The sequence below is a fragment of the Luteolibacter arcticus genome, assembly GCF_025950235.1.
Taxonomy (GTDB): domain Bacteria; phylum Verrucomicrobiota; class Verrucomicrobiia; order Verrucomicrobiales; family Akkermansiaceae; genus Haloferula; species Haloferula arctica.
The window spans coordinates 1-23779 of the sequence record NZ_JAPDDT010000030.1 but is presented as its reverse complement, the minus strand read 5'-3'; the positions used below and the strand labels follow the sequence as shown (position 1 = coordinate 23779).

Annotated in this window: 28 protein-coding genes; 15 read left to right on the top strand and 13 right to left on the bottom strand. The window is 62.8% G+C overall.

Going from position 1 to position 23779, the window contains the following annotated elements; genetic code table 11:
* Positions 1-34: 34 nt before the first annotated feature.
* Both OKA05_RS28850 and OKA05_RS28845 read right to left on the bottom strand, forming a co-directional pair.
* Positions 35-1039, bottom strand: a complete 1005-nt coding sequence (locus OKA05_RS28850) for a polysaccharide deacetylase family protein (protein ID WP_264490699.1) — start codon at positions 1037-1039, stop codon at positions 35-37.
* A gap of 45 nt (positions 1040-1084) precedes the next feature.
* Positions 1085-1768, bottom strand: coding sequence for an MCP four helix bundle domain-containing protein (locus OKA05_RS28845; protein WP_264490698.1), 684 nt, complete (start codon positions 1766-1768; stop codon positions 1085-1087).
* A 221-nt stretch (positions 1769-1989) separates the two neighbouring features.
* Between OKA05_RS28845 and OKA05_RS28840 the strand changes: the two genes are divergently transcribed.
* The gene (locus tag OKA05_RS28840) at positions 1990-2376 is read left to right on the top strand and encodes a Co(2+)/Mg(2+) efflux protein ApaG (protein WP_264490697.1); all 387 of its coding nucleotides are present in this window, start codon (positions 1990-1992) and stop codon (positions 2374-2376) included.
* Between the two features lie 6 nt (positions 2377-2382).
* Here OKA05_RS28840 and OKA05_RS28835 read toward each other — a convergent pair whose 3' ends face one another.
* Positions 2383-3000, bottom strand: a complete 618-nt coding sequence (locus OKA05_RS28835; protein ID WP_264490696.1) for a hypothetical protein — start codon at positions 2998-3000, stop codon at positions 2383-2385.
* 91 nt (positions 3001-3091) lie between these two features.
* Here OKA05_RS28835 and thiD point away from each other — a divergent pair, with 91 nt between their 5' ends.
* The 4 genes from thiD (at position 3092) to OKA05_RS28815 (ending at position 7272) form a co-directional block, all read left to right on the top strand.
* Positions 3092-3889 (top strand): bifunctional hydroxymethylpyrimidine kinase/phosphomethylpyrimidine kinase, encoded by a 798-nt coding sequence (thiD, locus tag OKA05_RS28830; RefSeq protein ID WP_264490695.1) that lies wholly within the window; start codon positions 3092-3094, stop codon positions 3887-3889.
* A 79-nt stretch (positions 3890-3968) separates the two neighbouring features.
* Positions 3969-4454 carry a pantetheine-phosphate adenylyltransferase gene (coaD, locus tag OKA05_RS28825; RefSeq protein ID WP_264490694.1) on the top strand — a complete coding sequence of 162 codons (486 nt, stop codon included), beginning with the start codon at positions 3969-3971 and terminating at the stop codon, positions 4452-4454.
* Between the two features lie 117 nt (positions 4455-4571).
* Positions 4572-6623, top strand: a complete 2052-nt coding sequence (locus OKA05_RS28820) for a carbon starvation CstA family protein (RefSeq protein WP_264490693.1) — start codon at positions 4572-4574, stop codon at positions 6621-6623.
* 1 nt (position 6624) lies between these two features.
* Positions 6625-7272, top strand: coding sequence for a DUF748 domain-containing protein (locus tag OKA05_RS28815; protein WP_264490692.1), 648 nt, complete (start codon positions 6625-6627; stop codon positions 7270-7272).
* A gap of 84 nt (positions 7273-7356) precedes the next feature.
* Here the strand turns inward: OKA05_RS28815 and rpsU are convergent, their stop codons facing one another.
* On the bottom strand, positions 7357-7620 hold the full coding sequence (rpsU, locus tag OKA05_RS28810) for a 30S ribosomal protein S21 (RefSeq protein ID WP_264490691.1): 264 nt from the start codon (positions 7618-7620) through the stop codon (positions 7357-7359).
* 264 nt (positions 7621-7884) lie between these two features.
* Here rpsU and OKA05_RS28805 point away from each other — a divergent pair, with 264 nt between their 5' ends.
* The 8 genes from OKA05_RS28805 (at position 7885) to OKA05_RS28770 (ending at position 15067) form a co-directional block, all read left to right on the top strand.
* On the top strand, positions 7885-8355 hold the full coding sequence (locus OKA05_RS28805; RefSeq protein ID WP_264490690.1) for a peroxiredoxin: 471 nt from the start codon (positions 7885-7887) through the stop codon (positions 8353-8355).
* Positions 8356-8484: 129 nt separating this feature from the next.
* Complete coding sequence (locus tag OKA05_RS28800) at positions 8485-8910, top strand: hypothetical protein (protein ID WP_264490689.1); 426 nt, start codon at positions 8485-8487, stop codon at positions 8908-8910.
* A 14-nt stretch (positions 8911-8924) separates the two neighbouring features.
* On the top strand, positions 8925-9524 hold the full coding sequence (gene recR, locus OKA05_RS28795) for a recombination mediator RecR (RefSeq protein WP_264490688.1): 600 nt from the start codon (positions 8925-8927) through the stop codon (positions 9522-9524).
* A 54-nt stretch (positions 9525-9578) separates the two neighbouring features.
* Positions 9579-10160 carry an ECF-type sigma factor gene (locus tag OKA05_RS28790; protein ID WP_264490687.1) on the top strand — a complete coding sequence of 194 codons (582 nt, stop codon included), beginning with the start codon at positions 9579-9581 and terminating at the stop codon, positions 10158-10160.
* 95 nt (positions 10161-10255) lie between these two features.
* Positions 10256-12202 carry a serine/threonine-protein kinase gene (locus OKA05_RS28785; protein ID WP_264490686.1) on the top strand — a complete coding sequence of 649 codons (1947 nt, stop codon included), beginning with the start codon at positions 10256-10258 and terminating at the stop codon, positions 12200-12202.
* A 120-nt stretch (positions 12203-12322) separates the two neighbouring features.
* Positions 12323-13126: an SIMPL domain-containing protein gene (locus tag OKA05_RS28780; RefSeq protein ID WP_264490685.1), complete on the top strand. Its 804-nt coding sequence runs from the start codon at positions 12323-12325 to the stop codon at positions 13124-13126.
* A 167-nt stretch (positions 13127-13293) separates the two neighbouring features.
* The gene (locus tag OKA05_RS28775) at positions 13294-14034 is read left to right on the top strand and encodes a hypothetical protein (protein ID WP_264490684.1); all 741 of its coding nucleotides are present in this window, start codon (positions 13294-13296) and stop codon (positions 14032-14034) included.
* Positions 14035-14209: 175 nt separating this feature from the next.
* A complete protein-coding gene (locus tag OKA05_RS28770) occupies positions 14210-15067 on the top strand; it encodes a class I SAM-dependent methyltransferase (RefSeq protein WP_264490683.1) in 858 nt (285 codons plus the stop codon).
* A 14-nt stretch (positions 15068-15081) separates the two neighbouring features.
* Here OKA05_RS28770 and OKA05_RS28765 read toward each other — a convergent pair whose 3' ends face one another.
* From OKA05_RS28765 to OKA05_RS28740, 6 genes are all read right to left on the bottom strand, one after another.
* Positions 15082-16161 carry a zinc ribbon domain-containing protein gene (locus tag OKA05_RS28765; protein WP_264490682.1) on the bottom strand — a complete coding sequence of 360 codons (1080 nt, stop codon included), beginning with the start codon at positions 16159-16161 and terminating at the stop codon, positions 15082-15084.
* Positions 16162-16356: 195 nt separating this feature from the next.
* On the bottom strand, positions 16357-16785 hold the full coding sequence (locus OKA05_RS28760) for a GNAT family N-acetyltransferase (protein WP_264490681.1): 429 nt from the start codon (positions 16783-16785) through the stop codon (positions 16357-16359).
* Positions 16786-16901: 116 nt separating this feature from the next.
* Positions 16902-17291: a VOC family protein gene (locus OKA05_RS28755; protein ID WP_264490680.1), complete on the bottom strand. Its 390-nt coding sequence runs from the start codon at positions 17289-17291 to the stop codon at positions 16902-16904.
* 89 nt (positions 17292-17380) lie between these two features.
* The gene (locus OKA05_RS28750) at positions 17381-17953 is read right to left on the bottom strand and encodes a hypothetical protein (protein WP_264490679.1); all 573 of its coding nucleotides are present in this window, start codon (positions 17951-17953) and stop codon (positions 17381-17383) included.
* Positions 17950-18168, bottom strand: coding sequence for a hypothetical protein (locus OKA05_RS28745; RefSeq protein ID WP_264490678.1), 219 nt, complete (start codon positions 18166-18168; stop codon positions 17950-17952). Before OKA05_RS28745 ends, OKA05_RS28750 begins: the two co-directional genes overlap by 4 nt.
* Positions 18169-18213: 45 nt before the next feature.
* Positions 18214-19071 (bottom strand): carbon-nitrogen hydrolase, encoded by an 858-nt coding sequence (locus OKA05_RS28740; protein WP_264490677.1) that lies wholly within the window; start codon positions 19069-19071, stop codon positions 18214-18216.
* A gap of 184 nt (positions 19072-19255) precedes the next feature.
* Here OKA05_RS28740 and OKA05_RS28735 point away from each other — a divergent pair, with 184 nt between their 5' ends.
* The gene (locus OKA05_RS28735; protein ID WP_264490676.1) at positions 19256-19870 is read left to right on the top strand and encodes a protein-L-isoaspartate(D-aspartate) O-methyltransferase; all 615 of its coding nucleotides are present in this window, start codon (positions 19256-19258) and stop codon (positions 19868-19870) included.
* Positions 19871-19880: 10 nt separating this feature from the next.
* On the opposite strand, the gene OKA05_RS28730 is transcribed toward OKA05_RS28735, so the two are convergent.
* From OKA05_RS28730 to OKA05_RS28720, 3 genes are read right to left on the bottom strand one after another with little or no spacing between them, the layout of a single operon-like run.
* Positions 19881-20819 (bottom strand): DUF2167 domain-containing protein, encoded by a 939-nt coding sequence (locus OKA05_RS28730; protein ID WP_264490675.1) that lies wholly within the window; start codon positions 20817-20819, stop codon positions 19881-19883.
* A gap of 37 nt (positions 20820-20856) precedes the next feature.
* Positions 20857-21432, bottom strand: a complete 576-nt coding sequence (locus OKA05_RS28725; RefSeq protein WP_264490674.1) for a hypothetical protein — start codon at positions 21430-21432, stop codon at positions 20857-20859.
* A gap of 39 nt (positions 21433-21471) precedes the next feature.
* Positions 21472-22305: a sigma-70 RNA polymerase sigma factor region 4 domain-containing protein gene (locus OKA05_RS28720; protein ID WP_264490673.1), complete on the bottom strand. Its 834-nt coding sequence runs from the start codon at positions 22303-22305 to the stop codon at positions 21472-21474.
* Between the two features lie 199 nt (positions 22306-22504).
* Between OKA05_RS28720 and OKA05_RS28715 the strand changes: the two genes are divergently transcribed.
* The gene (locus OKA05_RS28715) at positions 22505-23626 is read left to right on the top strand and encodes a hypothetical protein (protein WP_264490672.1); all 1122 of its coding nucleotides are present in this window, start codon (positions 22505-22507) and stop codon (positions 23624-23626) included.
* The last annotated feature ends 153 nt before the right edge of the window (positions 23627-23779 follow it).

Sequence of the window (23779 nt, the reverse complement as noted above, 5' to 3'; positions counted from 1 at the left end):
GCGCGCGGGTGGCAAGCGGTGAGGCGAGGGCAGCTCAGGCCGCGGAACCCGGCACGTTCGGATTGGTGCTGGCGATGTACTGGCTCATTTCGCGGGGAAGAGGGTTCCAGTATTGGCCGGCGTATTTTTCCTTCACGTAGCAGAGGTAGCCCTCGTAGAGGGCGGAGTCGAATTCGCTGATGGTGGGCTTCCGGCCATCGAAGGCGATGTAGTCCGGATGGACATTTGCGAGGACCATGCCGCCGCGCTCGGCGAGCCAGTCGGTTTTCTCCCGCCAGATCACATTCGTCTGCTGGCGCAGGATCAGGTAGAGCGTGACATCCTGAGGCAGCGTGTAGGGCAGCTCGACGTAGCTTTCCCCGGGAGTGCGGCCTTTGACGATGAAGGGGAAGATGGTGCCCGCTCCGTCGGGCTGCGGTTCGAAGGGATCGGTATCGAAGGTGGAGGCGTCGTAGTCGATCTCGAGATTCTTGAGCCACTCGAGATTGTGGAACATGAAACCGGCGCGGAAACCGACGGCGCGCCACTCGCGGAGGTGCGTATTGATGGCGACGGAGCACTCGTCGAAGGATTTCCGCGAGCGATAGAGGGAGCCATCGTGGCGGAGGTCGTGGACGCCGATCTCGAAGCCCATGTCGGTGATCGACTTCCGGAATTCCGCGGTGACCTCGTAGCCGCCTTCGGGGATGAGATTGAAGGAGGAGCGGAAGCCGTGCTTGAGCTCGATCTCGGCGAGTTGGTGGCAGCGCTCCAGACCGACCGGGCCTTCGACATCGTGGGTGAGGACCACGGCGAACTGCTTGCCATCCGGCCAGCCACGCCAGCCGAAGGGAGCCTCGCCCGCGGAGAGCATGATGGGCCAGTCCTTCGCCGTCTGCAGCTTGTAGTTGGCGCGCAGCCTTCGCATGTTGTAGCGCACCGACTGGGGAAGGAAGGGCTTGAAGAGATAGTACATGGCGTTGAGCACGCTCATGCCGCGGGCGCTATCGGCCACGTCGTAGGCGGCGACTCCGCGGGGCGATTCGTCGGCGAGATCCATGGAGGGGAGAGAGGGGGAGGGAGGCGATGGGGAAAGGGGGAGACGCTACTTGCGGACCACGATCGGATTGCGCGTGAGGCGTTCGAGGAATGCGGTCAGGGGGACGAAGAAGCCGTAGACGAAGAAGAAGACGAGCAGCAGCGCCTGCACGACAAGAAGGACGTGACAAAGCCGGATGATTTCCGCGCCGCCTGCCCGGGCCTCCGCGGCGTTGTTCTCGACGACGTCGCCGAGGGCGTGGGCATAGGTTTGGAACTTCGGGACGCACTGGGAGTCGAAGAGGTTGCTGGCTTCCCGGGCCTTGCCGGCGATGAGGAGATCGACCACCGCCTTGCGGGTGGCGCGATAGTCGTCCTTGCAGGCGGTGAGCCGGTCGAAGGCGGCGCGCTCCCTGTCGGTCTGGAGGGTCTCGCGATGGGAGGCGTAGTGTGCGTCGGTGTCGCGACTGCGTGCCTCAAGGCTGGCGGCGAGATCCGTGCCGGTCATGCCGTGGCCGCTGACGGCACGGGTGGTGTCGAGGAAGCCTTCCGACATCTGCATGGTCGCGAGGCTGCTGGTGGCGAGGCCCTGGAGGGAATCGGAGACGATGCGGGTGGCGTCGCGGCGGATGGTCCAGACGGTGAGGACCGGGCTGATCACAATCGTGAGCAGGACGAGGACGGCGATGGCGAGGTAGAGGTTCCTCAGGGGACCGGGCTTCATGGACGTGAACGGAGGGGGGAGGGGCATGGGGGAAGATGGGAAGGAGGGGAACCCCAGCGATTTGGCCTCGGGGGATCTAGCAGGTGGCGGGAAAACCTGCGAGAAAATCGTGGCATGTCTTGGGTGGCAGATGGCCGCGGGCCCTTCCAGGGGGCGCTCCAAACCCTGCCGGGCGGGCATTTTCAGGCCGGAAAAATCCTCGCTTGCCGCTTGGCACCTCCGGCACGAATCGTTCAAAGTCGCAGGACATGACCCCGATGCTGAGGAAACTGGACGGGCTGAGCGTCAAGGTGGATGACGTGATCTACATGCCCAGCCTGGACGCTCCGGACGAGCGCCCGCATCCGTTCGTGTACTTCATTTCGATCAAGAACGAGTCCGGCGAGAAGGTGACCATCCGCGGCCGTAAGTGGATCGTCCGCGAGGACGATGGGGAAGTGACGGTGGTGGAGGGCGACGGGGTGGTCGGCCAGAGTCCGGTGATCGAGCCGGGCGAGAATTTTTCCTACAACAGCTACCACGTGACCCGCGGCGACGGGACGGCGGAGGGCGCATTCTTCGGCGAGACGGAAGATGGCGAGTGGGTTTTCACCCGCATCCCGGAATTCCGGCTGACGGTGCCGGGCTGGGTGTGACGGACTTCAGCGGGCGTTTGCCACCCAGTTTTTCACCGCCGGGCGGCTGAGGAAGTAGAGTGCGAGCAATGGATACACGCACGAGATGACCGGGGTGGCGATCGTGGCGATCGAAGTCATCGACTTGATCATGCCCGTCATCATGCCGGCCGCGCCTGCCGGCAGGCCGCGGGTATTGCCGACGATTTCGCCCATCATCCGGTTACTCAGCGGCAGCACGTAGGTGAGAACGACCACCAGCGAGATGATCTTCGTGGTGATGGATGTCCACGCGTAGCGGTTCGACCACATGACTCCGTCCGGCTTCGAGTAGACCAGCTTGAGCCCGGCCACCAACAGCAGTGCGGCCAAGCCCAGGAGAAAGGTGCTGTTCATGACGGTGACCGGCCAGAGGTCCTCGGCGTATTTCCTCTGCACGACCATCGACGGGTCATTCGGGCTCATCCCCTGGATCATCGTGGTGAACTTCATCGAGAAGAAGCCCCAGATGCCGAGGATGATGCCGAGGCCGGCGAATACGAGGTGCAGGATGCCAAAAATCTTCACCACTTGAGGGGGCGGTCCCTGAGGCAGGGCAGGCGGGGAGAAGCTGGCAGGTGACTGATAGGGTGAACTTTCGTCCATGACAGGGCGATGGGACGTCAGATCCGCCGGGGCTGTCGATGCCCGATTGGCGTGCTTTGACCTTTGGTGAAGAGTTTCCTAGTCTCCCGGAATGCATGCCTCTCCGCCCGTCGCCCTGACCATTGCCGGTTCCGACTGCTCCGCCGGTGCGGGATTGCAGGCCGACCTGAAGACCTTCCAGCATTTCGGCATCTTCGGTCTGACGGCGGTCACCTGCGTGGTGGCGGAGACGCCCAAGGTCGTACGCTCGGTCCACGCCGTGCCGCCGACGATCCTACAGGATCAACTGCACGTCTTGCTGGAGTCCTTCCCGGTCGCCGCGATCAAGACCGGGATGCTGTTTTCGAAGGCCCACATCGTGGCCGTCACCGAGATCCTCCAGCAGTATCGCGGGATCCCGCTGGTGATCGATCCGGTGATGATCGCCTCCACCGGCGACCCGCTGTTGGAGGAGAATGCCATCGCCGCCTACAAGGAGCGGCTTTTCCCGCTGGCGACCGTGATCACGCCGAATCTGGATGAAGCGGAGGTTTTGTGGGGCGCGCCGGCCCGCGACGAGGAAACCATGATGCGGGCGGCGCACGAACTGTCCGCTCGCCACGGGTGCGCGGTTCTCCTGAAAGGAGGCCATCTCGGCGGGCCGGAATGCGCCGACCTGCTGGTGGAAAACGACCTTCCCACGTGGTTTCGTGCGGCCCGCATCGACACGGAGGCATCGCACGGCACCGGCTGCACCCTGTCCGCCGCGATCGCCGCGAATCTGGCGCTGGGCAAGGATCTCCATGAGGCGATCGCTGCCTCGAAGCAGTATCTGGAAGCGACGCTGGCTACCTCTCTCGCTTGGGAGTCGCTGGCAGCTCTGAATCAAGGAACGGTCGGGTTTCACTAGATTCTCCGGCTCACAGGCTGGATGCCGACTGCCTTTCTTGGCACTTGGCACCTTTTCCCCGGGGCTTCACCCTCGCTGCATGCGCACCGCGGTGTATGCCGGCTCCTTTGACCCACCGACCAACGGCCACCTGTGGATGATCCAGCGGGGGCTGGAGCTATTCGACCGGCTGATCGTGGCGATCGGCAGCAATCCATCGAAGAGCTACACCTTCAGTGTGGAGGAGCGCCTTGATCTGCTGCGTGCCTCGGTGCCATCTTGCGAGCGTCTCACCATCGCCCATTTCCACAACCGCTACTTGGTCAACTACGCGCGCGAGCAGGATGCCAAGTTCATACTCCGCGGGATCCGCGGCCCGAACGACTACGAGTATGAACGCGTCATGCGCTACGTGAATGCCGACCTCGCCCCGGCCATCGCCACCATCTTCCTCATGCCACCGCGCGACATGGCCGAAGTTTCCTCCAGCATGGTCATGGGACTCGTCGGCCCCGTCGGCTGGGAAGACCAGGTCCGCAGATACGTCCCCAGCCCGGTGTTCGAGGCTCTCGAAGCACGGGCGTGAGTGCGGACCACTTTGTCAGCCGCCACGCTTTCGGATTTCCAGCGGCGATGACTTGGGAAATGCTGCGCCCGCGTCGATTCCGGTGACCCAAGCCCCCGGTGGCGACATGTGCTTGCGATGAATCCCTTTCTCCGAACGCTGCTCTGGATCGCCATTTCCCTGTTGGGTGCCGTCGCGGTCGGCGTCGCCGCCTTCCAACGCGGTGAGCCGGTCAATGCCCTGTGGCTCGTGGTGGCCGGGGTCTGCACCTTTGCGGTGGCGTATCGGTTTTACTCGGCGTGGCTGGTGGCGAAGGTGCTCACGGTCGATGATCGCCGTGCGCCTGCGGCGGTTACCTGCAACGACGGGAAGGACTTCGTGCCCACGCCGAAGTGGGTGGTCTTCGGCCACCACTTTGCGGCGATTGCCGGGCCGGGGCCGTTGGTGGGGCCGGTGCTCGCGGCGCAGTTCGGCTACCTGCCCGGCATGCTGTGGATTCTCGTCGGCGCGACCCTCGGCGGCGGGGTCCATGATGCGGTGGTTCTGTTTTCCTCGATGCGCCGCAAGGGGAAGTCGCTCGGCCAGATGCTGAAGGAGGAACTCAATCCGGTGATCGGCTTGGTCGCGATGGTCAGCCTGCTCGCCATCATGACCATCATCCTCGCCGTGCTCGGCCTGGTGGTCGTGAAGGCCCTCGCCGAGAGCCCGTGGGGACTCTTCACGATCGCGGCCACGATTCCGCTGGCGATGATCATGGGTGTGGCCATCAAGAGCGGAAAGGTGGGGGTGACCGCCACCTCCATCTTTGGCGTGGTCGGCTTGTTAGCCGCCGTGGTCGCGGGGAAATACCTCACGCCGGAAATGAACAAGGCGCTCACGCTGAGTTCCACCGAACTCGCCTGGGCGATCATGATCTACGGCTTCGCGGCCAGCGTGTTGCCGGTGTGGCTGCTGCTCGCGCCGCGCGACTATCTGAGCACGTTCATGAAGCTCGGCACAGTCGCCATCCTTGCGGTGTTCATTGTGCTGCTCGCGCCGCCGCTGCACATGCCGGCGGTCACGCCATTCATCGATGGCTCCGGCTTCGTGGTCAGCGGGCCGGTGTTTCCCTTCGTCTGCATCACCATCGCCTGCGGTGCCGTCAGCGGCTTCCATGCGCTGATTTCCTCCGGGACCACGCCCAAGCTGCTGGCCCGCGAGAAGGACATCCGGCTCGTGGGCTACGGCTCGATGATCGTGGAAATGCTGGTCGCCCTGATGGCGATCATTGCCGCCTGTGCGCTCCAGCCGGGCCAGTATTTCGCGATCAACTCGCCGGTGAATCCCAACGACACCGTCGCCGTTGCCGCGCAGATCGCAAAGATCAATTCCTACGGCCCGGAATACGCTGTGACCGTCGCGGAAATGGAGAAGCTCGCCCATGATCTCGGCGAGCCGCACATCATCGGCAAGGTCGGTGGTGCGCCGACTTTCGCGGTCGGGATGGCGCAGATGTTCGCCAAGGTCATCCCGGGAAATACCGCGCTGTCGCTGTGGTATCACTTCGCGATCATGTTCGAGGCGTTGTTCATCCTGACGACCCTCGATGCCGGGACGCGGGTGGGGCGCTTCATCCTGCAGGACCTGTTAGGCCAGATCGTGCCGAAGATGCGAGATACCGGTTCGTGGACGGCGAACGTGACCGCGACTTTCCTGCTGGTGGCGGCGTGGGGTTACTTCCTTTATCAGGGGGCGATCGACCCCGAAGGCATTGCCAAGAGTTTGTGGCCGATCTTCGGGATCGCGAACCAGCTTCTCGCCGTGATCGCCTTCTGCCTCGGCACCACGATTTTGATCAAGATGGGCAAGGCCCGCTATGCGTGGTGCACCGTCGTGCCGATGGTCTTCCTCACCATCGTCACCTTCACGGCGGGCATCATGAAAATCTGGTCGCCGAAGGCCGCCGGCTTCCTTCCATCGATCGCCAAGCTCGAAGCCGCCATCGCCGGCGGCCTGAGCGGGGATGCCCTCAGGAAAGCCGAGGTGTCACTGACCAATGCCAAGGTCGATGTCGCCATCACCGCGATGTTCCTGATCTTCGTCTCGATCATCGTCATCGGCAGCATCCGCGAATGGTGGCTGCTGCTGAGCAAGCGGAAGCCGATGGTGCTTCACGAGAGCGACTATGTGGCCTTGCCGGACGAGGCGTGAGTTGTCTCAATGGGTAGATAGGGCGGGGGATGATCAGGAAAAGTTCCTGCTCGAAGCCGCTGAATATTCCGGCCCTTCGATGATCGCTTGGTTTCGTCACCCTTCCGTGCGGCTCATCATGATGTTGCCCATTTTAGCGGCCTGTCGTGAGCGTCCTGCCGTGCGACCTGAGATCAAGCAATCCGGGGATACTCTGGTCGCGCCGGCAAAAGCTTCGAATTTGAAGGAGCCTGATCCTTTGCCATTGGCGATGTCCAGGGATCGGGTGGTCGCCTTGGCGAAATCCGTTCATCTCAAGGAATTGGATTTCGACCAAGGTACTATGGAATCGGCGGTAGAGAAGCTTCAGGCAGCACTCGACGCAGCGCTTCCGAATGAAGCACGTCCCCGCATTCGTCTCGCGGAAGAATGGTCACATACCGGCCAATTCCACCGGTTGCTTCCAGAAGTCCGTATCGAGTTGTCTTTACGAAACATTCCCCTCGAAAGGGCGCTTGAGTATGTCGGGGAGCAGACTTCGACCGGATTCCGGTATGAGGACGGTTTCGTTTCCCTGACTCCCAGCCTTTCGAATTGGGGAGAACGCAAGCGTTGTGCCTGCGGAGCCTTTTTGGACGAAGGTCACGGGCACTCTGAAGGCCACGAATAGAGTGGGGGACACACACCCCAAAAAGCAAAACGGACGCCTTTGTGGGCGTCCGTTCTGATCGACTTTTTGGAAAACCGAAAGTGTTTAAGCGTTGGCGGCGGCGGCAGCGGCGGCTTCTTCGGCCTTAGCTGCTTGGGCTGGGCTGGTGTAGCGCCAGCGCACCTTGTGGCGCTTCGGAGCGGTGCGGGCCTTGCGGATCTTGCGGGCGGCCACAGATTCGAAGGAACGGCGGCGGCGCATTTCTTCGAGGATACCTTCAGTGTCGAGTTTGGTCTTCAGGCGCTTAAGGGCACGGTCAACCGGTTCGCCCTTTTTCACTGTCACGCCACGCATGCTACGATCGCTCATTCGATTTGGATATGGTTTTCCTAAAAGTCGGGGCGCGGAAGCTGAGTCGGGGGCGGAGGCTTGTCAATCCGGGACTTCGGGATTTTCGGGCCTGTAAATCGGTGAATTAGAACAGCAAACCGAACGAGATTTCGCGAAACGCAAGATCCTCCGGCACGTTGCCAAACTGCGGGCTCTTCCGTTTTCGACAATTTCGCCCATTTCGTTGTTTACCGATTCGCGGCAGCCTTGCACCGGTCGGGGAGGGGTGCATTTTGGCGCTCCATGAAGCCTGCCATTGGATCGCTCGCCCCGGATTTCACCGCTCCCGTCGTTGCCGAGGGCCACGGTGATGACGCCACCGTGACCCTTTCCAGCCTCCGCGGCCAGCGGGTGGTGCTGGTCTTTTACCCGAAGGACGATACCCCCGGCTGCACCAAGCAGGCCTGCGCCCTGCGCGACGGCTGGGACGACATCAAGGCCACGGCGCGGATTTTCGGCGTCAGCGTCGATCCCGTGAAAAGCCACCGGAAGTTCATCGCCAAGTATGACCTGCCCTATCCGCTGCTCGCCGATGAGGACCAGGCGATCGCGAATGCCTACGGGGTGTGGGTGGAGAAGACGATGTACGGGAAGACCTTCATGGGCACCGAGAGGAGCACCTTCGTCATCGGCGCGGATGGGATGATCGAGGCGGTGCTGGAAAAGGTTTCGCCGGATGAGCATCTGGCGTTGCTGCGGGAGGTGCTGGGCTGAGGCTGGCATCGAGGGACCATTCGGGCCGGTCTGAAGACCGGCGCTCCCGGGGGGCTCCCCGGGGAGTACTCCCGAAGGAACGAATCTATTGAGCTTTCCGAAGCTCTCCGCCTAATCTGCGCCCGCCCGATGCCTGCTGCCGCGCCGAAACCACCTGCCCATCCGCTTGCCGCATTGACGTCGATCGGCGCGATGTCGCTCGTTTTGGCGGCCGTGCTGGAGTTGCTCGGCTTTTCCAACAAGCTCGACTTGGTCGTCGCCACGTGGGTGAAAACCACCGGACTCGGCGGCGAATTCCGCCCCTTGCCGGCCTATGCGCCGTGGCTTTGGGCCGTCCCCATGGTGCTCGGCCTCGCCGGTGGCATGCTCGGCTCGCGGAAAACCTGGCGGCGTTCGGTGCTGTGGGCGACCGCGCTGCTTCTGACCGTGGCGTGGGTGCCGGTGCTTGCGCTGGCCGGCTATCAGGCGGAGATCACCATGCCGCTGCTCGCGCTGGTCTGGTGCGGCCTGTGGGCGATGATTTACGCGACCCGCCACCAAGAACCGGAAGACTGACCGACTGATTTTCCATGGCCCGCATCGAATACCCGGAAGCCGTCGGCAAGCTGGTGGAGGAACTCCGCCGGCTCCCCGGTGTCGGCCCGCGCAGCGCGGAACGGATCGCGATCTGGCTACTCCAGAGCTCGCGGGCGGATCCGCTCGCCCTTGCGTCCGCTTTGGAGGAAGCGAAGGCCGAGGTGGTCGCCTGCGCGAATTGTGGCTTCTTCGCCACGGCCGAGCGTTGCGCGATTTGCGCCGATTCCTCGCGCGAGTCGGTCCTCTGCGTGGTCGAGCAGGCTACCGATGTGCTCCCGCTGGAACGCTCCGGTGCTTTCAAGGGCCGCTACCACTGCCTCGGCGGAAAGCTCTCGCCGCTCGACAATGTGACTCCCGATGACCTGCGCATCGGACCGCTGATGCGACGGATCGAAAGCGAGGGAGTGACCGAAGTCATCCTCGCGCCCGGCTCCGATGTCGAAGGCGAGGCCACCGCGAACTATCTCGCCGGCCTGCTCAAGGGGAAGTGCCCCGTCACACGCATCGCCCAAGGCTTGCCTGCCGGCGGTGGTCTCGAACACGCCGACGCCCTCACCCTAGCCCGCGCTCTCGAAGGCCGTCGCGGTCTGTGACGGGAATTTGATGCTCGCCGGGCCGATGGAATCCGGCAGACAAGATTCCCACCCATGGCGCAGACACAGGAAATGGAAGACGATCAGGTGACCCGCGTCCTCTGTGCGGCCTGTGAAGGAGACAAACAGGCTGCGGAGGATCTGATCCCGCTCGTTTATGGCGAGTTGCGCAAGCTAGCGGCCTGGCGGCTGAGGCAGGAAGCGGAGGCCCACACGCTGCAGGCAACCGCCTTGGTGCACGAGGCCTTCCTCAAGCTCTCGCCCGGGGAACCCCGGTGGGAAGGGCGCCGGCATTTCTTCAGCGCGGCCGCCGAGGCGATGCGCCGCATCCTTATCGACCGGGCGAGGCACCGGCAGGCCGTCCGCCACGGCGGCGAGTTGCAGCGGACCGGCTTCGCGGAAGACGCCATCGCCGTTCCCGTCGCACAGGACGACGAAATCCTCGCCATCCACGGCATCCTTGACCGCTTCGCCCTGCTCGAACCGCGCAAGGCCGAAGTGGTGAAACTGCGCTATTTCGTGGGCATGACGATCGAGGAAACCGCCGAGGCCCTCGGCATTTCCACTCCCACGGCGAAGCGCGACTGGATCTACGCGCGGGCCTGGTTGTTCCGAGAACTGCACCGGGACGATTGAAGGAGGCCGGCGAATCTTTTGATCCACTTTTCCGGCGGATTCCGCATGGATGATCCCGCGAGAATTATTCGGCGGGATTGCACCCGCTAGCCGTCATGCCTGACCGACCATCCCTGGATATCATCCTGCAGACCGCCTTGGAAATCCCTGGGCCGGAGGAGCGCGCCGGCTACCTCGGCGAGGCCTGCCGCGGGGACCGGGCCCTGCTCGAGGAGGTCGAGTCGCTCGTCGCCGCACATTTCGCGGATGAAGGTTTCATGATACCGGCAGCGCATCTTCTCCGGGACGAAGCCCGCACTGAGAGGCAAGGCGACACGATCGGTCCCTTCAAGCTGCTCCGGCAACTGGGCGAGGGCGGCTTCGGCACCGTCTATCTGGCGGAACAATCCTCGCCGGTGAAGCGCCAGGTGGCGCTCAAGCTGATCAAGCCGGGCATGGACTCCCGGGAAATCATCTCCCGCTTCGAGGCGGAGCGCCAGGCGCTGGCGCTGATGGACCACCCGCACATCGCCAAGGTCTACGATGCGGGAACCACCCCCGGTGGGCGGCCCTACTTCGTGATGGAGTTGGTTGAAGGCGTGACGATCACGGAATTCCGCGCCGGGGCCGACCTCGGGATCGCCGGAATGCTCGGGCTTTTCGCCGACGTCTGCGCCGCGGTGCAGCACGCGCATCAGAAAGGCATCATCCACCGCGACTTGAAACCCGCGAATCTCCTCGTGTCCGTCCACGACGGCGAACCGGTCGTGAAGGTGATCGACTTCGGCATCGCCAAGGCGATCGGCACCGAAGCTTCCGGGATCACCCTCTTCACTCAGATGGGGCGGATGATTGGCACCCCGCAGTACATGAGCCCGGAGCAGGCGGAACTCCACCCGCTGGCGGTGGACACCCGCAGCGACATTTATTCGCTCGGCGTCGTGTTGTATGAACTCCTGACCGGGACGACGCCCTTGGATCCCGAGCGGCTCCGCGGCGTGCCCTACGGTGAAATCCGGCGGCTCATCCATGAGGTGATCCCGCCGAAGCCAAGCACCCGGCTTTCTGATTTCCCCGTCGGTCCCCATGCCGATGGCCGGTCGGAGGTTTCCCCTCGCGCCCTGCGGGGCGACCTCGATTGGATCGTCTTGAAAGCCCTCGAAAAGGACCCCGAGCGCCGCTACGAGTCTGCCGGTGCCTTTGCGGAGGACTTGCTGCGCTATCTCCAGCACAAGCCGGTCGAGGCCCGCCCGCCGAGCATGGCCTACCTCATGCAGCGTTTCGCCCGCCGCCATCGCGGCCCGGTCGTCGCGGGGGGCGCGCTGCTGGCCGCCCTGCTGCTGGGGGCGGCGGGGACATCCATCGGTATGAAGCGGGCGCTCGATGCCAAGGAGGAGCTGCTGTGGAAGAACCGGGAGCTGGACCGGCAGAAACTCGAGCTCGTCGATCACAAGGAGCGCTTGGCCGGTCTCCTCGAGTCGAACCAACGGATGCTCGGCGAGATCCAACGCATGAGCACGAATGAAGCGGAACTGCCCGCAGAATTCGAGGCGCTGCGGAAGGAGAACCAGGCCCTGCTCGACAAGGTGAGCAGCGAGGTGGCGAACCAGGAGCGCCACGCGGAAGAGATCAGCAGGCTTCAGCGGGCCAATGCGCAACTCGAGAAGCTGGTGATGGAATCCAAGGATGCCGACGCGGCCGTCGCATGGGCGCGCGCCCGGTTGTTTGAGACCCATACGGTTGCGCTGGAGATGAACGCACGTGGCCAGTTCTACCTTGAGGGGGTGCTGATTCCTTACCCCGTGCTGCTCCAGGCTTTCGCCTCCCTGCCGGACGATGACGACGGCGGGAAATCCCCGCCGCGCCGCCTAACGGTTGCCTTGCCTGCCGGAGCCAAGCCCACGGATGCCGTCTACCATTTCCGCCTCAATCAACTCGCCGCCGCCGCCGACGGGATCGGGCTCCGGCACGATCTACCGCGGCCGCGGGAGAAGGCGCTGCTACCGGAGAAGCCGTCGCCGCAGGAGAAGTCGCTGCCGCCTGAGAAGCCGGCGGCGAAATGAGGAGTAAGGCAGAAATTTCTCGAGGCCCGCATTTTCCCTGATCCTTCCGGACGGGAAATTCCGCATCTGCTGATCGGCGGATGATCCGGTTCATCCGCGATCTACCACTCCGATCCCACCATGAGCCTCGAATCCAGTCCGCAACGCCCCGTCCGCAACATCAGCCTCCCGCCGCTTGCGGCCATCCCGCTCGCGCTCGGCCTAGCGGTCTCCACCTACATCGCCGCCGACACCTGGCGGGACGTGCGGAAACCACCCGAGAAGAACAACATCCTCATCACGGGATCCGCCAAGAAGAGGATCGTTTCCGATTACATCCTGTGGTCGGCCACCATTGAGGGCAAGGGCCCCGACCGCACCGCGGCCTACGTTTCACTCAAGGGCGGCACGGAAAAGGCGGTCGCCTTCCTGAAGGCCCAGGGCATCAAGCCGGACGACATCAAGATCCAATCCGCCTCCATCAACGAGGAGTTCGAGACCGTCCGCGAAGACAAGGTGCTCCCGGGCACCAACGTGCCGCTGCGTACTGAAACCTCCAAATCCGTTGGCTTCCGTGCGGTGCAGGTGGTCTCCGTGGGCTCCCCGGATGTGCCGCTGATCGAGAAGGCGTCGCGCGAGATCACGTCGCTGTTGGAGCAGGACGTCTTCGTGACCTCCCATCAGCCGAGCTACTACTACACCCGCCTCGGCGAGCTGAAGCTCGAGATGCTGGCGGAGGCCGCCAAGGATGCCCGCAGCCGGGCCGAGAAAATCCTCAGCTCGGCGGGCAACGCCGGACTCGGGTCGCTCGTTTATTCTTCGATGGGGATCATCAACATCAATCCCGCCAACTCCACCGCCGCGTCCAGCGAGGGCAACAACGACACCACCTCCTACGAAAAGGACATCATCACCATCGTCCGCGCCGAGTACAAGGTGAATTGATGGGCCACATGGAATGGGATCTACAGTGGCACGCGCGGCCCCATCCACCCCCGCTGTGTCCGCCAGTGTCAATCGAGACAACCGGTGTTCCTGGATTCAATTTTGATCCGTCGCGTGACCTCGGTCCGCATCCGGGTATGTCAAACCTTCGCCTGCCAAAGCATCACATGAAGAGGATCACCGCGCATCTCGCTCTCGGCGCCTTGATGCGTTCCCACATGCGACCGGAACGTGCCGTGCCGTTGCTTCATGAAGGCATGGCGGCGGCCCTGATTTTCGCTATTGGATTCTCACCCATCACGGCTCTTGCCTTGTCGCTCATGGGGATTTCCACCCTTCCCTTTGCCTCGCTCTTCCTGGTCGTTCCGGCGCTTGGCATCGCCATGGGACTGAGCTGTTACCGGATCACCTATGGCAGGCTGATGCTGCATGGTTTCACCTTGGGTATTCTCGCGGTGGCCTGTTACGATGGCGTGCGGATTCCTTTCATCATGGCTGGCTGGATGGGTGACTTCATTCCCGGTATCGGTGGAATGTTGGTCGGGGATGGCAATGATCGCGCGGTCCTCGGGTATCTCTGGCGATACCTCGGCAATGGAGGAGGGATGGGGATGGCGTTTGTTTGCGCGTTTTCCCTCCTCAAGCCACTCCTTGCGGAACATCACCAGGCTCGCATCACGGCCCGTGTGACGAGACTCATCGCCCTTGGCTTTGGATGTTTGGTATGGGCCTGCCTCATCGTCACGCTCAAGATTTCCCCGCAAGGTGAGGACAAGATGTTTGTGATCACCCCCACCAGCCTGCTGCTCAGTTGGATCGGGCATCTCGTTTTCGGTTACACGCTCGGGTGCCTCGTTCATCGATTTAGACCGGAAGGAACCAGCAAGGTATTCCCCCGCTCTGAATAGGAGCGGGAGACTTGCGAGCGCCGTTATGGGTGGCCATGAGGGAGTTCTACGAATGTGCCGGAACGCCCGGGCGCGGATCGACCGGCGTGGGATGTCTTGCACGGGAGCAGGGCCGCTGCCAAACAAGTGGCGGGCTTCGCCCGTGCCCCGACATTCCCACGCCCGCAGTTCTTTCATGTCATTTCCCCGCAAGCGCCCGCAATTCCACGCCAAGAAAGCCGCCTGGCAACGTCCCGGCCCACCGCCGCCCAAGAAGCGCGCGGCCGGTAGCGGTGAACAAGGCTGGGACCAGGTGGCTGGTTGGTACGACAAGCTCGTCGGTGACAAGGGCTCCGACTACCATCGCAATGTCATCCTGCCCGCCGCGCTGCGCCTGCTCGCGCCGAAGCCGGGCGAGAAGATCCTCGATCTTTGCTGCGGGCAAGGCGTGCTCATCCCTCACCTGCTGGAGGCCAAGGTCGGCCGCGTGACCGGCGTGGATGCCTCGCCGCGGCTGATCGAGTCTGCTAAGGCACGCTTTCAAAACGACAAGCGCGTCGAACTCCTCGTCGCTGATGCCTGCGCTCCCGGCCCGTGGGCCGATGGTTCGCACGATGCCGCCGCGTGCATCATGGCGGTGCACGACGTGCCGGACCTTCCCGCGATGGCTCGCCAAGTCGCCGCGGCCGTGAAACCCGGCGGCCGCTTCGTCGCCATCTTCATGCACCCCTGCTTTCGCATTCCCCAACAAGCCCACTGGGGTTGGGACGAGGGGCGGAAGCTCCAATACCGCCGCGTGGACCGCTACGGCGTCCCGCAGGAAATCCCCATCGTCACCCACCCCGGTCAAGGAGGAGGGGACACCACCACCTTCTATCACCGCCCCGTCGGCGAAGTCCTCACCGCCTTCGGCCAAGCCGGACTCGCGATCACCGTCTGCGAGGAACTCTTCAGCCACCGCCGCTCTCAGCCAGGCCCACGAGCAAAGGGTGAGAACCGCGCGGTGAAGGAATTTCCGGTGTTTCTGGCGATCTCGTGTGTGAGGTTGCCTTGAATGCGGCCTAAGGATTAAGGATTGAGGCCGTCGGCCGCGATTCCCGTCAATTCCGTCAATCTGTAGAACCCATTCGCCATTTGTTGGTAGGCGCTGTCTGCGGAAATGTCGTTCAAATTGAGTTGGTGCAACTTCTCGGAAATCTCGCTTTTTCTCAAGGAGTCCCGATCCATCTGCCTCGCGAAAACCGCCATTAGCTTGCAGCTCGAGTAGAGGCTGTTCGCCGCCTGTTGCAACGCGCTGCGCGAGCTTATATCGGATGTTCGCATTTCCGACAGGATAGCCCGAGCTTCATTTTCTGATTCATCATCTCGGGCTGTGATTTTGCAGATTAGAGCCACAAGTTCGGCCATCCGGAATCCCCCGTTAGCAATCTGCTGGTAGGCAGACTTGGCGGAAATGTTGTTGAGGTTCAAATCGGATTCGATTTCTTGAATGGCTGCCGTGTGCTCAGATTGCCGATCAGCCTCCCGTGCGACTATGCACAGCAGATCCACGCATCGGTAAATTCCATTGGCTGTTTGTTGAGCGGCGCCCTTCGATGAAATATCGTTGATGCTGCGGTTGGAGAACGTTGAGGAAATGCTCGATTTTGAACTTCCGTCTTTGTCGAGTTGATTCGCTACTATTGCGATCATCTCGCCAAGGCGAAACGACCCGTTTGCGCATTGCTGGATCGCACTGTCAGCTCGGATGTTCCCAATGGATTGGTCCGAAATTACTGATCGTATTTCCTCTGCATAACTTCGATCTGCAACATACCCCTGTTTGACGATTTCCTGCGTCGTTTGAGCGAGCGAATATACGGAAAAATTTCCGCCGCTTCGCTTATTTGCGTAAAGCAGGCCTCCCCCTGCCGCGATGGCACCGATTGCCAGCAGGGTGATAGTGGCGTGCTTTCGTGTGCTGGACTTGTGCGAGCCTCCGTCGAATTTTCCAGCCTGAGGAACTGTCTCCTGCTTTTCGGGAAAGTGCTGGCTTTCGGGAAGTGCAACAAAGGTCGTTCCACATTGTCCGCATTTTACGTGCCTTCCATTGTAGTGGTCCGGCACTTCTTGAGCGGCTTGGCACTTCTTGCAATGTGATCTGAACATGGAAGGCGGGGAGGCGAATTGGAGAATTGATAAGTAACAACTCTCCTGCGTCAAGCAGCCGCGGAACAGCCGGGATTCTCTGATGGTTCACTGCAAGGCCAGCGCTTCAGGGGGCTTGAAAAAGGGCCGTGACTTCTTCGTGGTGAAAGCTCTCCGCAAAAGTCGTGAAGCGTTTCAAAGTGGCCGTGGAGTGATTCAGCAAATAGCGGATTCCAACTGCAGATAGTCACCGTCATCGCTGGTTCCTCGCTCGATTTCCGTCCAGCCGAGGCCGCGGTAGAAGGCGAGGGCGGGGAGATTGGCGGTGAGGCATTTCAGGCGGAAGGGGCCGGGGAGGCGTTGGAGGAGATCGGCGAGGAGGGCTTGGCCGATGCCTTGGCGGAGATGATCTGGTGCGATGAAGAGATGATGGATGAAACGATCGGGTTCCCACAGGGAGAGGAAGCCGAGGATCTCGCCGCTGAGGCTTTCGGCGAGATGGATGAGTTCGCCTTCGGTGTCGCGGGCGAAGTCATCGAGTTGGAAGGCTGCGGGATCGCGCCAGGTGAAGGCGGTGCGGCGGGAGCGAAGGTAGAGGTCGGAGAGGGTGGCTTGATCGGTGGGGAGGGCGGGGCGGAGGCGCATGGGGGGGAAGCGGCGTTTTGGTGGGACAGTGCGTTCCTCCGTGGAAGTGGCGGGGAAGCTGTGTGCGAAGGGTGAGGTCGGCTTTGGGGGGGGCTTCCGCGGTGTTACCACCGCGCCTACGCTGAGACGACCTGCCCAAAGCCGATGTCGTGGCCGTCGAGGTCCTGGATGCCGAATTCGCGGCAGCCGTAGGGTTGGTCGCAGGGACCGTAGTCGATGGTGGCTCCGTTTTTCACGAACTCGACGTGCAGGGCGTCGGCGTCATCGACCCAGAAGTAGGCGTTCCACATGTTGTGGGAGACGGTCCAGTGGGGAATGATATGCGCGGGGTCCTCGGCCTGCTTCAGCATGAGATACATGCCATCGCGATGGAGGATGACGAAGCCGGGAGGGTCGCCCCAGAAGCGTTCGTAGTGGAAGCCCATGGTGTCGCGATAGTGATTCGCGGCGGCCACGACGTCGCGGACGAGCAGGACGGGGGCGCTGGAGGTGAGCTGGGCGGGCATGGGAAAAGAAGTGGAAAGTGATCAGTGATCAGTGAAAAGCACCTGGATAGGGGATGCGAGGACAAGCTGGGCTGTCACAGCAGGGCTAGTCATTCTCCCCATGCGGGTGCCGCCTCGGCTTTTGCTTCGGCGAGAATGTCGTGGGTGCCGTGCTGGCTGCACCAGTCTTCCATGTAGGGCCAGTCGAGGTGCTTGCCTTGGACTTTCATGACCGCGACCGCATCGGCGAAGTCCTTGGATCGCTGCGCTCCTTTGGACCAGCGGAGCTTCTGGATGATGACGTCTTCCGCAGTGGGCAGCCACACGAAGGAACCCGGGAAAATTTCAATACGGCGGCGGCGGGAGAAGCGCGATTGATCGTGGGCGTCCTCGCTGAGGTGGAAAAGTTCGATCTCAAAGAGGCTGTCTTCGACGCGCAGGAGTTCCTTGCGAGTGGAGGTGACCATTTCGAAGCCCATCTGCGCTTCCATGTGGATGCCGGGAGGAAGAAGCGCGGGGAGGGTCGTCCAGCCGGAGGACGGGAGATGGAGGACGAGATCGGCGTCCTTGGTGGACCTCGGAATCCCGTAGAAATTCGACGAGTAGGAGCCGACGATCATGTAGGGGATCGCGGCGGCATCAAACGCCGCGACGAGGGCGAGCAGTGCCTCGGTGCCGTTCATGATCCAGCCAAGGCGAGGCGGCGGCGGAGTTCGGCGAGGCGGCTGCTTTCATCCATGTCCGGGAACTGGGAGGCAATACCCGCCAAGCTCCAGCGGCAGGCTTCCTCGAAGAGTTCGTAGCCGGCGCGGAACTTCATCTCCGGCGACATGGCGCGGGCTTGGCGGACCTTTGCGAGGTCCGTAGCCAGAGCGTCTTGGCGGATGGTTGCTTCCACGGCACGAAGGTAACAAGGGAGGCGTGGCGCGGCAAGCCGGAGCCGTCAGGAACGCCAGCGCTTGGTGAGGTCGCCGTAGGCATCGACACGGCGGTCGCGGAAGAAGGGCCAGATGCGGCGGAAGTCTTCCACCGCGCCGAAGTCGATGTCGTGGTAGAGGATTTCCTCGTTTTCGGTGGAGGCCTTGGCGACGAGTTCGCCATAGGGATTGGCGACGAAGGAGCGGCCCCAGAACTCGGTGTTGCCTTCGGTGCCGGTGCGGTTGACGGCGGCGAGGTAGCAGCCGTTGGCGACGGCATGGCCGCGCTGAACGGTTTCCCAGGCGCAGTGCTGGGCATCGCCGAGGGCGGGCTTTTCCTCGGGCAGCCAGCCGATGGCGGTGGGGTAAACGAGAACCTGCGCGCCGCCGAGGGCCATGAGGCGGGCGGCTTCGGGATACCACTGGTCCCAGCAGATCAGCACGCCGATCTTGCCGAACTTGGTGTCCCAGACCGGCCAGCCGGTGTCGCCGGGGGTGAAGTAGAATTTCTCCTCGAAGGCGGGGTCCTGCGGAATGTGGCTTTTGCGGTAGAGGCCCATCAGGAAGCCGTCGGCATCGTGGATGGAGGCGGTGTTGTGGTAGAGGCCGGGTCCGCGGTGCTCGAAGAGCGAGGAAATGAGGACGACGCCGCATTCGCGGGCGATCTCGCCGAGACGGTCGGTGACCGGGCCGGGCAGGGGATCGGCGAGGTCGAAGAGCGCCGGGTCCTCGACGGTGCAGAAGTAGGGCGTGAGGAAAAGCTCCTGGGTGACGACGATGTTCGCCCCGTCTTTGGCCGCCTTGCGGATCAGGGCTTCGTGGTGGTCGAAGGCTTCGGCCTTGGTGGTGAAACCGCGGGACTGGAGCAGCGCGATGCGAGGCATGGGGAAAAGGAAATGCACGGGGCGGCGGGGGGCAAGCGAGGAAGCGGTGGCGACGGCCCGAGGCGGGTGTAGCTTGGGGGGTATGGCTCTCCCGTGGCTGCGGCTGTGGATCGGCGGGCTGCTGGTGATTTTCCCAGTGGCGGCGGGAGACGCTGACTCACGTCAACTCACGAAAGGGGACTCCATGGTAGCCGAACAAATCGAACGGCGCGGGGTGAAAGACCCGCGGGTGCTGGAGGCGATGCGCAAGGTGCCACGCCACGAATTCGTGCCGGAGGACCAGCGCCACGAAGCCTACGACGACCGGCCGCTGCCGATCGGCCACGGGCAGACGATTTCCCAACCCTACATCGTCGCTTTCATGACCGAAGCACTTGGGCTGAAGGGCACCGAGAAGGTGCTCGAGGTCGGCACGGGCTCCGGTTACCAGGCGGCGGTGCTTTCCGGTCTGGCGAAGGAGGTCTTCACGATCGAGATCGTGGAACCGCTCGGCAAGCAAGCGGCGGAGGTGCTGAAAAAGCTCGGTTACAAGAACGTCAGCGTGCGCACCGGTGACGGCTATCGCGGCTGGCGGGAAGAGGCGCCCTTCGATGCCATTATCGTGACCTGCGCGCCGGACGCGGTGCCGGAGCCACTGGTCCACCAACTCGCCGAGGGCGGGCGCATGATCATCCCGGTGGGGCCGGAGGGAAAGACGCAGCAACTGGTGCTACTGAAGAAGCGGCACGGGAAGCTGCACCAGCAGGAGATCCTGCCGGTGCGTTTCGTGCCGATGACGGGCGAGGCGCGCGACCGGTGAACCGGGAGGATCAGGCTTCGCTCTTGCGGCCGAAGATCTTCTTGAACAAGACGGCGATGCCGACCAAGCCGATGATCACGAACTTCTTTCCGGCCAGCAGGATGGCTCCGAGTTTCGCGAGCAGGCCCACCTTGGCGGCGACCTTGGCGGCGACGGCTCCGCCGAGGACAAGGCCGGCGAGCGAGTAGTCGGCTTCCTTGTCGGTCTTGGGGTTGAAGTCGGCGTAGCGATGGCCGTCGTTGAACTGGACCATCGTGACGACCGCGGGCGTGGCAGCTTCGATGTCGCTCACCCGGCCGATGCCGGCGATGCCATTGAGGGAAAGCACGCCGCGGCGACCGAGCACGCGCACGTCGTAGTTGAGCGTGTCTTCATCCTCGTCCGGGATGTCGAAGCGCTTCGCCCAGTAGAGGACCTTGCTTTCCTTGTCGTAGCGCGGGGCCACGGCCCAGCCGGCGAGATCCATGGTGCCGTAGCCGGCGGCCTTGCGAGCTTCATTGGACTGCTTGCTGTTCTCCTTCAGTTGGGAGAGCAGGTCATCATAGTCGATCTTGTCGGCGTCCTTGTCGGAGACATAACCGTCTTCCTCGAAGGAAAGCACGATCGCCCATGACTCGGGGGAAGCAAGCTCTTCACCGGCGGGCACGACCATGCCGAGGATGTTGGTCGCGGAGTCGGGTGGATTTCCCCACAGGTCCACGACGACCTTTTGCGCATCTGCGGGAGGCAGGTACCGGAAGCCTTTCGGCAGGTCCAGACGCGCCATGCCGCCCGGGAGTTCGGCAGATCCCTCCTGATACTTGAGGTCTTTGGTCAACTCCCGGACGTGCTCCTGATAGGCCGCCGCCATCTGCTCGGGCGTCGGTTCCCCGGCTTCCGGCTTGGGAGTTTCCTGGGCGAAGATGAATCCTGCGGAGAGGAACAGTGGGACAAGGGCGGAAAATCGCATGGCGCACGCTGTTGTCTCAGCCCATGTCTTCACAAGTTCATTTCCCGCTGAGCCGGAAAATCGCGTCGGCCACTGCCCCGGGAGCTTGTTTTGCGTCCGCGGGAAGAGGGCACGAGTAAACCGTGACTCCAGCGCGGTCGACCGAGTTGACGGTTCCGGTGCGGAAGTCGATCACGACCTTGGGGCCGGGCAGTGAGGCGGCGTCGGCGGCGAAGGCGATCGGCTCGAAGGTGCCGGAAGATTTGATCTCTGCCTGGGCATCGGCATTCTCGCCGATGAAGGCGATCCGCACGGTGTCGGTGGCAGAGGCCGTGGCGTCGCCGCGGAAGATTTCCCCGGCATCGGGCGCCGAGATCATGGGGATGGCGGCAGCCACCACCACCGCTGCGGCGGCGGCCAGGCCGAAGCCGGGCGAGGCCAGCCAATTGCGGAACCTGTCCGTCAGGGAAACCCTGGCAGGAGTAGATTCTGCCATTCGCGGAGCGAAGCGGGCGGTGAGGTCGGCGGCCAAGCCGATGGGCATCGCCGGAGCGAAATCCCGCGGATGCAGCGCTAGGCTGCGGGCGAGAAGATCGCGGGCGGGAAGAAGGCGTGCTGGAAGGTCGGAGTCCATGGCGTCAGCGTTTCAATCGCAACCTTGATGGGCCGATTTTCAAAATATTAAATTTTCCCTGATTTTCTCCAAAGCTTCTTCCACGAGTTCGCCGATCACGCGGCGTCGGGTCGAAGCGGAGGCGCCTGCCTTGATGCCGAGCTTGGCGCAGAAGGAGTCGTTCACGACGAGATCCTGAACCGTGGCGGTCTGGGCGACGTAGAGGTGGTAGACAAGCTGCCACTCGAGCGGGGTGAGCGCTTCGCGGCACTCGGCGTAGATCTTGTCGAAGCTGAGCGTGCTGTCGGCGCTGTCTTCGAACTGCATCGGGCGATCCGTGTCGGCGGTCAGGGCGTCGAAGCTCTCGCCGGCATTCGGCTGGTTCTTGAGGGCGCTCTTGCGGCGGAACCAGTCGATGGCCCGGTATTGGACGATCCGTGAGTGAAGCGGGATGATCTCCTCGAAGACGGTTGGGTCGAGGATGGGTGCCCGGCGGCTTTCCTCGCGCTCCCGCACCAGCTCGACCAGTGTATCACTGAAAACGTCTTCGGCGTCGGCTCCTTGGATGCCCTTGCGGTGCAGGGTGGCGAGTGCCAGCGGTCGCAGGATGTCCGGCAGGCGGTTCCACTCGGAGTCGCTGAAGCCACGCTCGGGGTGGGTGCGCTGGAGCCGGTCGAGATCGAGATTTTGCGCGTAGCGGCGATCCTCCGGGTCGTGATGAAGCTGGGGATCCGCTTCTTTCCGGCGGATTCCCGCGACCAGATCGCGGGTGGCCTCGGTGGTTTCCTGGATCACGCGGGCGGTGAACTCGGCCTCGGGGGGCAGTTCTTCGTAGTCGAGACAGATGTTCCGGAGAACCTGCTCGGCGATCTTGGCGGCCTGATCCTCTGGCACGAGGACGCCTTCTACGGGCCGACGGGCACGATGCCAGCAGGCTTCCCAGCACTTTTCCAAGTGCCGTTGGGGGTGAACGGGGGACATTGGGGTGAAGCTGAAAGTAGGAAAAACTAAAAAAGATAGCTTTGCAAGCGTCTTAGTTTACTTTATTTTCAAAAACATACGAGCGGTCGCCAGTCCCACCGAACGCATCGACATGAAAATCTCCCTCTTCCCCCTTGCCGGGCTTGTACCGGCCCTCCTCATCGTTTCCGCTCATGGCCAAGCCGTCGGCGTGCCCGTGCTATCCACGCCCGGCTCTGCGACGTGGCTCAACGAGATCACCTCGACGGGCACCCGGACGATATTCACGATCACCGGCAACACCGTCCTCGATTGGGGCCAGTTCAATCTCGGCTCCGGCAGTGAACTGGTCTTCGACTTCGTCGGCGGCAACAGCGTGGTGAACATGCTCAACGGCAGTTCCACCCAAACGATCGCAGGCAACGTGACGTCCAACGGCAATGTCGGGTTCTTTTCTCCGAATGCGCCGCTCCGTGTGACCGGCACCGTGACCGCGGAGAACGTGACGATTGCGACGATGAACGTGGACAAGCAGGCCTTCAACGCCGGCGATACGTTCACGATGACCGCCGGTGCTGGCTCGACTCTGACGGTGAGCGGTTCGGTGACGGCGCTGAATGGCAACGTGGTGCTCGCCGGCAAGGCCGTGCGTGTTTCCGGCAGCGGTCAGATCGATGCCAGCGATGCGGTTCGCATCGGCGGAGGAAACAAGATCACTGTGGCAAAAAGCGGCTTCGGTCGCCGGCTCAAGGAAACCAGCGGCGAAGGCTTCGTGCTGCACATGGGTGACACCCGTGCCGCCCGCATCGAGATCGCCGCGGGTCAGGAAATCAACAACGGAGGTCGGCTCGACACTGGCTCGGCCAACCGCCGGATCTTCCTGGAGGTCGGCCAGAATGGCAAAATCCTCCGTGAAGGAACCGGCGTGATGGTGGGCCGCACCGTCATCAAGGGCGAATACCTCAAGAACGGCGTGCCGATCGATCCCGATGTCGATGACGTGCGTGCGGCGGTGAATTCCTCGACCGTGAAGATGCCGGCGCTCAAGCGCCCGGATGGCTCCACGGTCAGCGCGTCGCGCACCCTGGTGAATGACGTCCCGATGTCTGCCAGTGCCGACAGCGGCCGTGATCGCAAGCGCGTCGCAAACGCCGAGGTCGCCAGCCGCGGCAACGCGAAGCCGTTGGTCCAGCGCACGTCGTTTTTCGGCATGCGCGGTGGGACCGGCAAGGGCGACGAGAAAGCGAAACGCTGAGAAGCTGTCTGAAAAATAGCTTCGGAACGATGCGGCCGAAGATTGCCTATTGAAGGACCAAGGCGGAGGGGCGGGACGCCAATAGTGTTCGGCATCCTCCCTGCTTGCCGGAACGGCGGCGTAGTGTGACGAAAAGGTCACTGGTACTCCCCG

What these genes read in the sequence shown, in the direction of transcription:
- OKA05_RS28850 (WP_264490699.1), bottom strand. Translation starts at nt 1,039, where the DNA reads ATGGATCTCGCCGACGAATCGCCCCGCGGAGTCGCCGCCTACGACGTG.
- OKA05_RS28845 (WP_264490698.1), bottom strand. Translation starts at nt 1,768, where the DNA reads ATGCCCCTCCCCCCTCCGTTCACGTCCATGAAGCCCGGTCCCCTGAGG.
- OKA05_RS28840 (WP_264490697.1), top strand. Translation starts at nt 1,990, where the DNA reads ATGACCCCGATGCTGAGGAAACTGGACGGGCTGAGCGTCAAGGTGGAT.
- OKA05_RS28835 (WP_264490696.1), bottom strand. Translation starts at nt 3,000, where the DNA reads ATGGACGAAAGTTCACCCTATCAGTCACCTGCCAGCTTCTCCCCGCCT.
- thiD (WP_264490695.1), top strand. Translation starts at nt 3,092, where the DNA reads ATGCATGCCTCTCCGCCCGTCGCCCTGACCATTGCCGGTTCCGACTGC.
- coaD (WP_264490694.1), top strand. Translation starts at nt 3,969, where the DNA reads ATGCGCACCGCGGTGTATGCCGGCTCCTTTGACCCACCGACCAACGGC.
- OKA05_RS28820 (WP_264490693.1), top strand. Translation starts at nt 4,572, where the DNA reads ATGAATCCCTTTCTCCGAACGCTGCTCTGGATCGCCATTTCCCTGTTG.
- rpsU (WP_264490691.1), bottom strand. Translation starts at nt 7,620, where the DNA reads ATGAGCGATCGTAGCATGCGTGGCGTGACAGTGAAAAAGGGCGAACCG.
- OKA05_RS28805 (WP_264490690.1), top strand. Translation starts at nt 7,885, where the DNA reads ATGAAGCCTGCCATTGGATCGCTCGCCCCGGATTTCACCGCTCCCGTC.
- OKA05_RS28800 (WP_264490689.1), top strand. Translation starts at nt 8,485, where the DNA reads ATGCCTGCTGCCGCGCCGAAACCACCTGCCCATCCGCTTGCCGCATTG.
- recR (WP_264490688.1), top strand. Translation starts at nt 8,925, where the DNA reads ATGGCCCGCATCGAATACCCGGAAGCCGTCGGCAAGCTGGTGGAGGAA.
- OKA05_RS28790 (WP_264490687.1), top strand. Translation starts at nt 9,579, where the DNA reads ATGGCGCAGACACAGGAAATGGAAGACGATCAGGTGACCCGCGTCCTC.
- OKA05_RS28785 (WP_264490686.1), top strand. Translation starts at nt 10,256, where the DNA reads ATGCCTGACCGACCATCCCTGGATATCATCCTGCAGACCGCCTTGGAA.
- OKA05_RS28780 (WP_264490685.1), top strand. Translation starts at nt 12,323, where the DNA reads ATGAGCCTCGAATCCAGTCCGCAACGCCCCGTCCGCAACATCAGCCTC.
- OKA05_RS28775 (WP_264490684.1), top strand. Translation starts at nt 13,294, where the DNA reads ATGAAGAGGATCACCGCGCATCTCGCTCTCGGCGCCTTGATGCGTTCC.
- OKA05_RS28770 (WP_264490683.1), top strand. Translation starts at nt 14,210, where the DNA reads ATGTCATTTCCCCGCAAGCGCCCGCAATTCCACGCCAAGAAAGCCGCC.
- OKA05_RS28765 (WP_264490682.1), bottom strand. Translation starts at nt 16,161, where the DNA reads ATGTTCAGATCACATTGCAAGAAGTGCCAAGCCGCTCAAGAAGTGCCG.
- OKA05_RS28760 (WP_264490681.1), bottom strand. Translation starts at nt 16,785, where the DNA reads ATGCGCCTCCGCCCCGCCCTCCCCACCGATCAAGCCACCCTCTCCGAC.
- OKA05_RS28755 (WP_264490680.1), bottom strand. Translation starts at nt 17,291, where the DNA reads ATGCCCGCCCAGCTCACCTCCAGCGCCCCCGTCCTGCTCGTCCGCGAC.
- OKA05_RS28750 (WP_264490679.1), bottom strand. Translation starts at nt 17,953, where the DNA reads ATGAACGGCACCGAGGCACTGCTCGCCCTCGTCGCGGCGTTTGATGCC.
- OKA05_RS28740 (WP_264490677.1), bottom strand. Translation starts at nt 19,071, where the DNA reads ATGCCTCGCATCGCGCTGCTCCAGTCCCGCGGTTTCACCACCAAGGCC.
- OKA05_RS28735 (WP_264490676.1), top strand. Translation starts at nt 19,256, where the DNA reads ATGGTAGCCGAACAAATCGAACGGCGCGGGGTGAAAGACCCGCGGGTG.
- OKA05_RS28730 (WP_264490675.1), bottom strand. Translation starts at nt 20,819, where the DNA reads ATGCGATTTTCCGCCCTTGTCCCACTGTTCCTCTCCGCAGGATTCATC.
- OKA05_RS28725 (WP_264490674.1), bottom strand. Translation starts at nt 21,432, where the DNA reads ATGGACTCCGACCTTCCAGCACGCCTTCTTCCCGCCCGCGATCTTCTC.
- OKA05_RS28715 (WP_264490672.1), top strand. Translation starts at nt 22,505, where the DNA reads ATGAAAATCTCCCTCTTCCCCCTTGCCGGGCTTGTACCGGCCCTCCTC.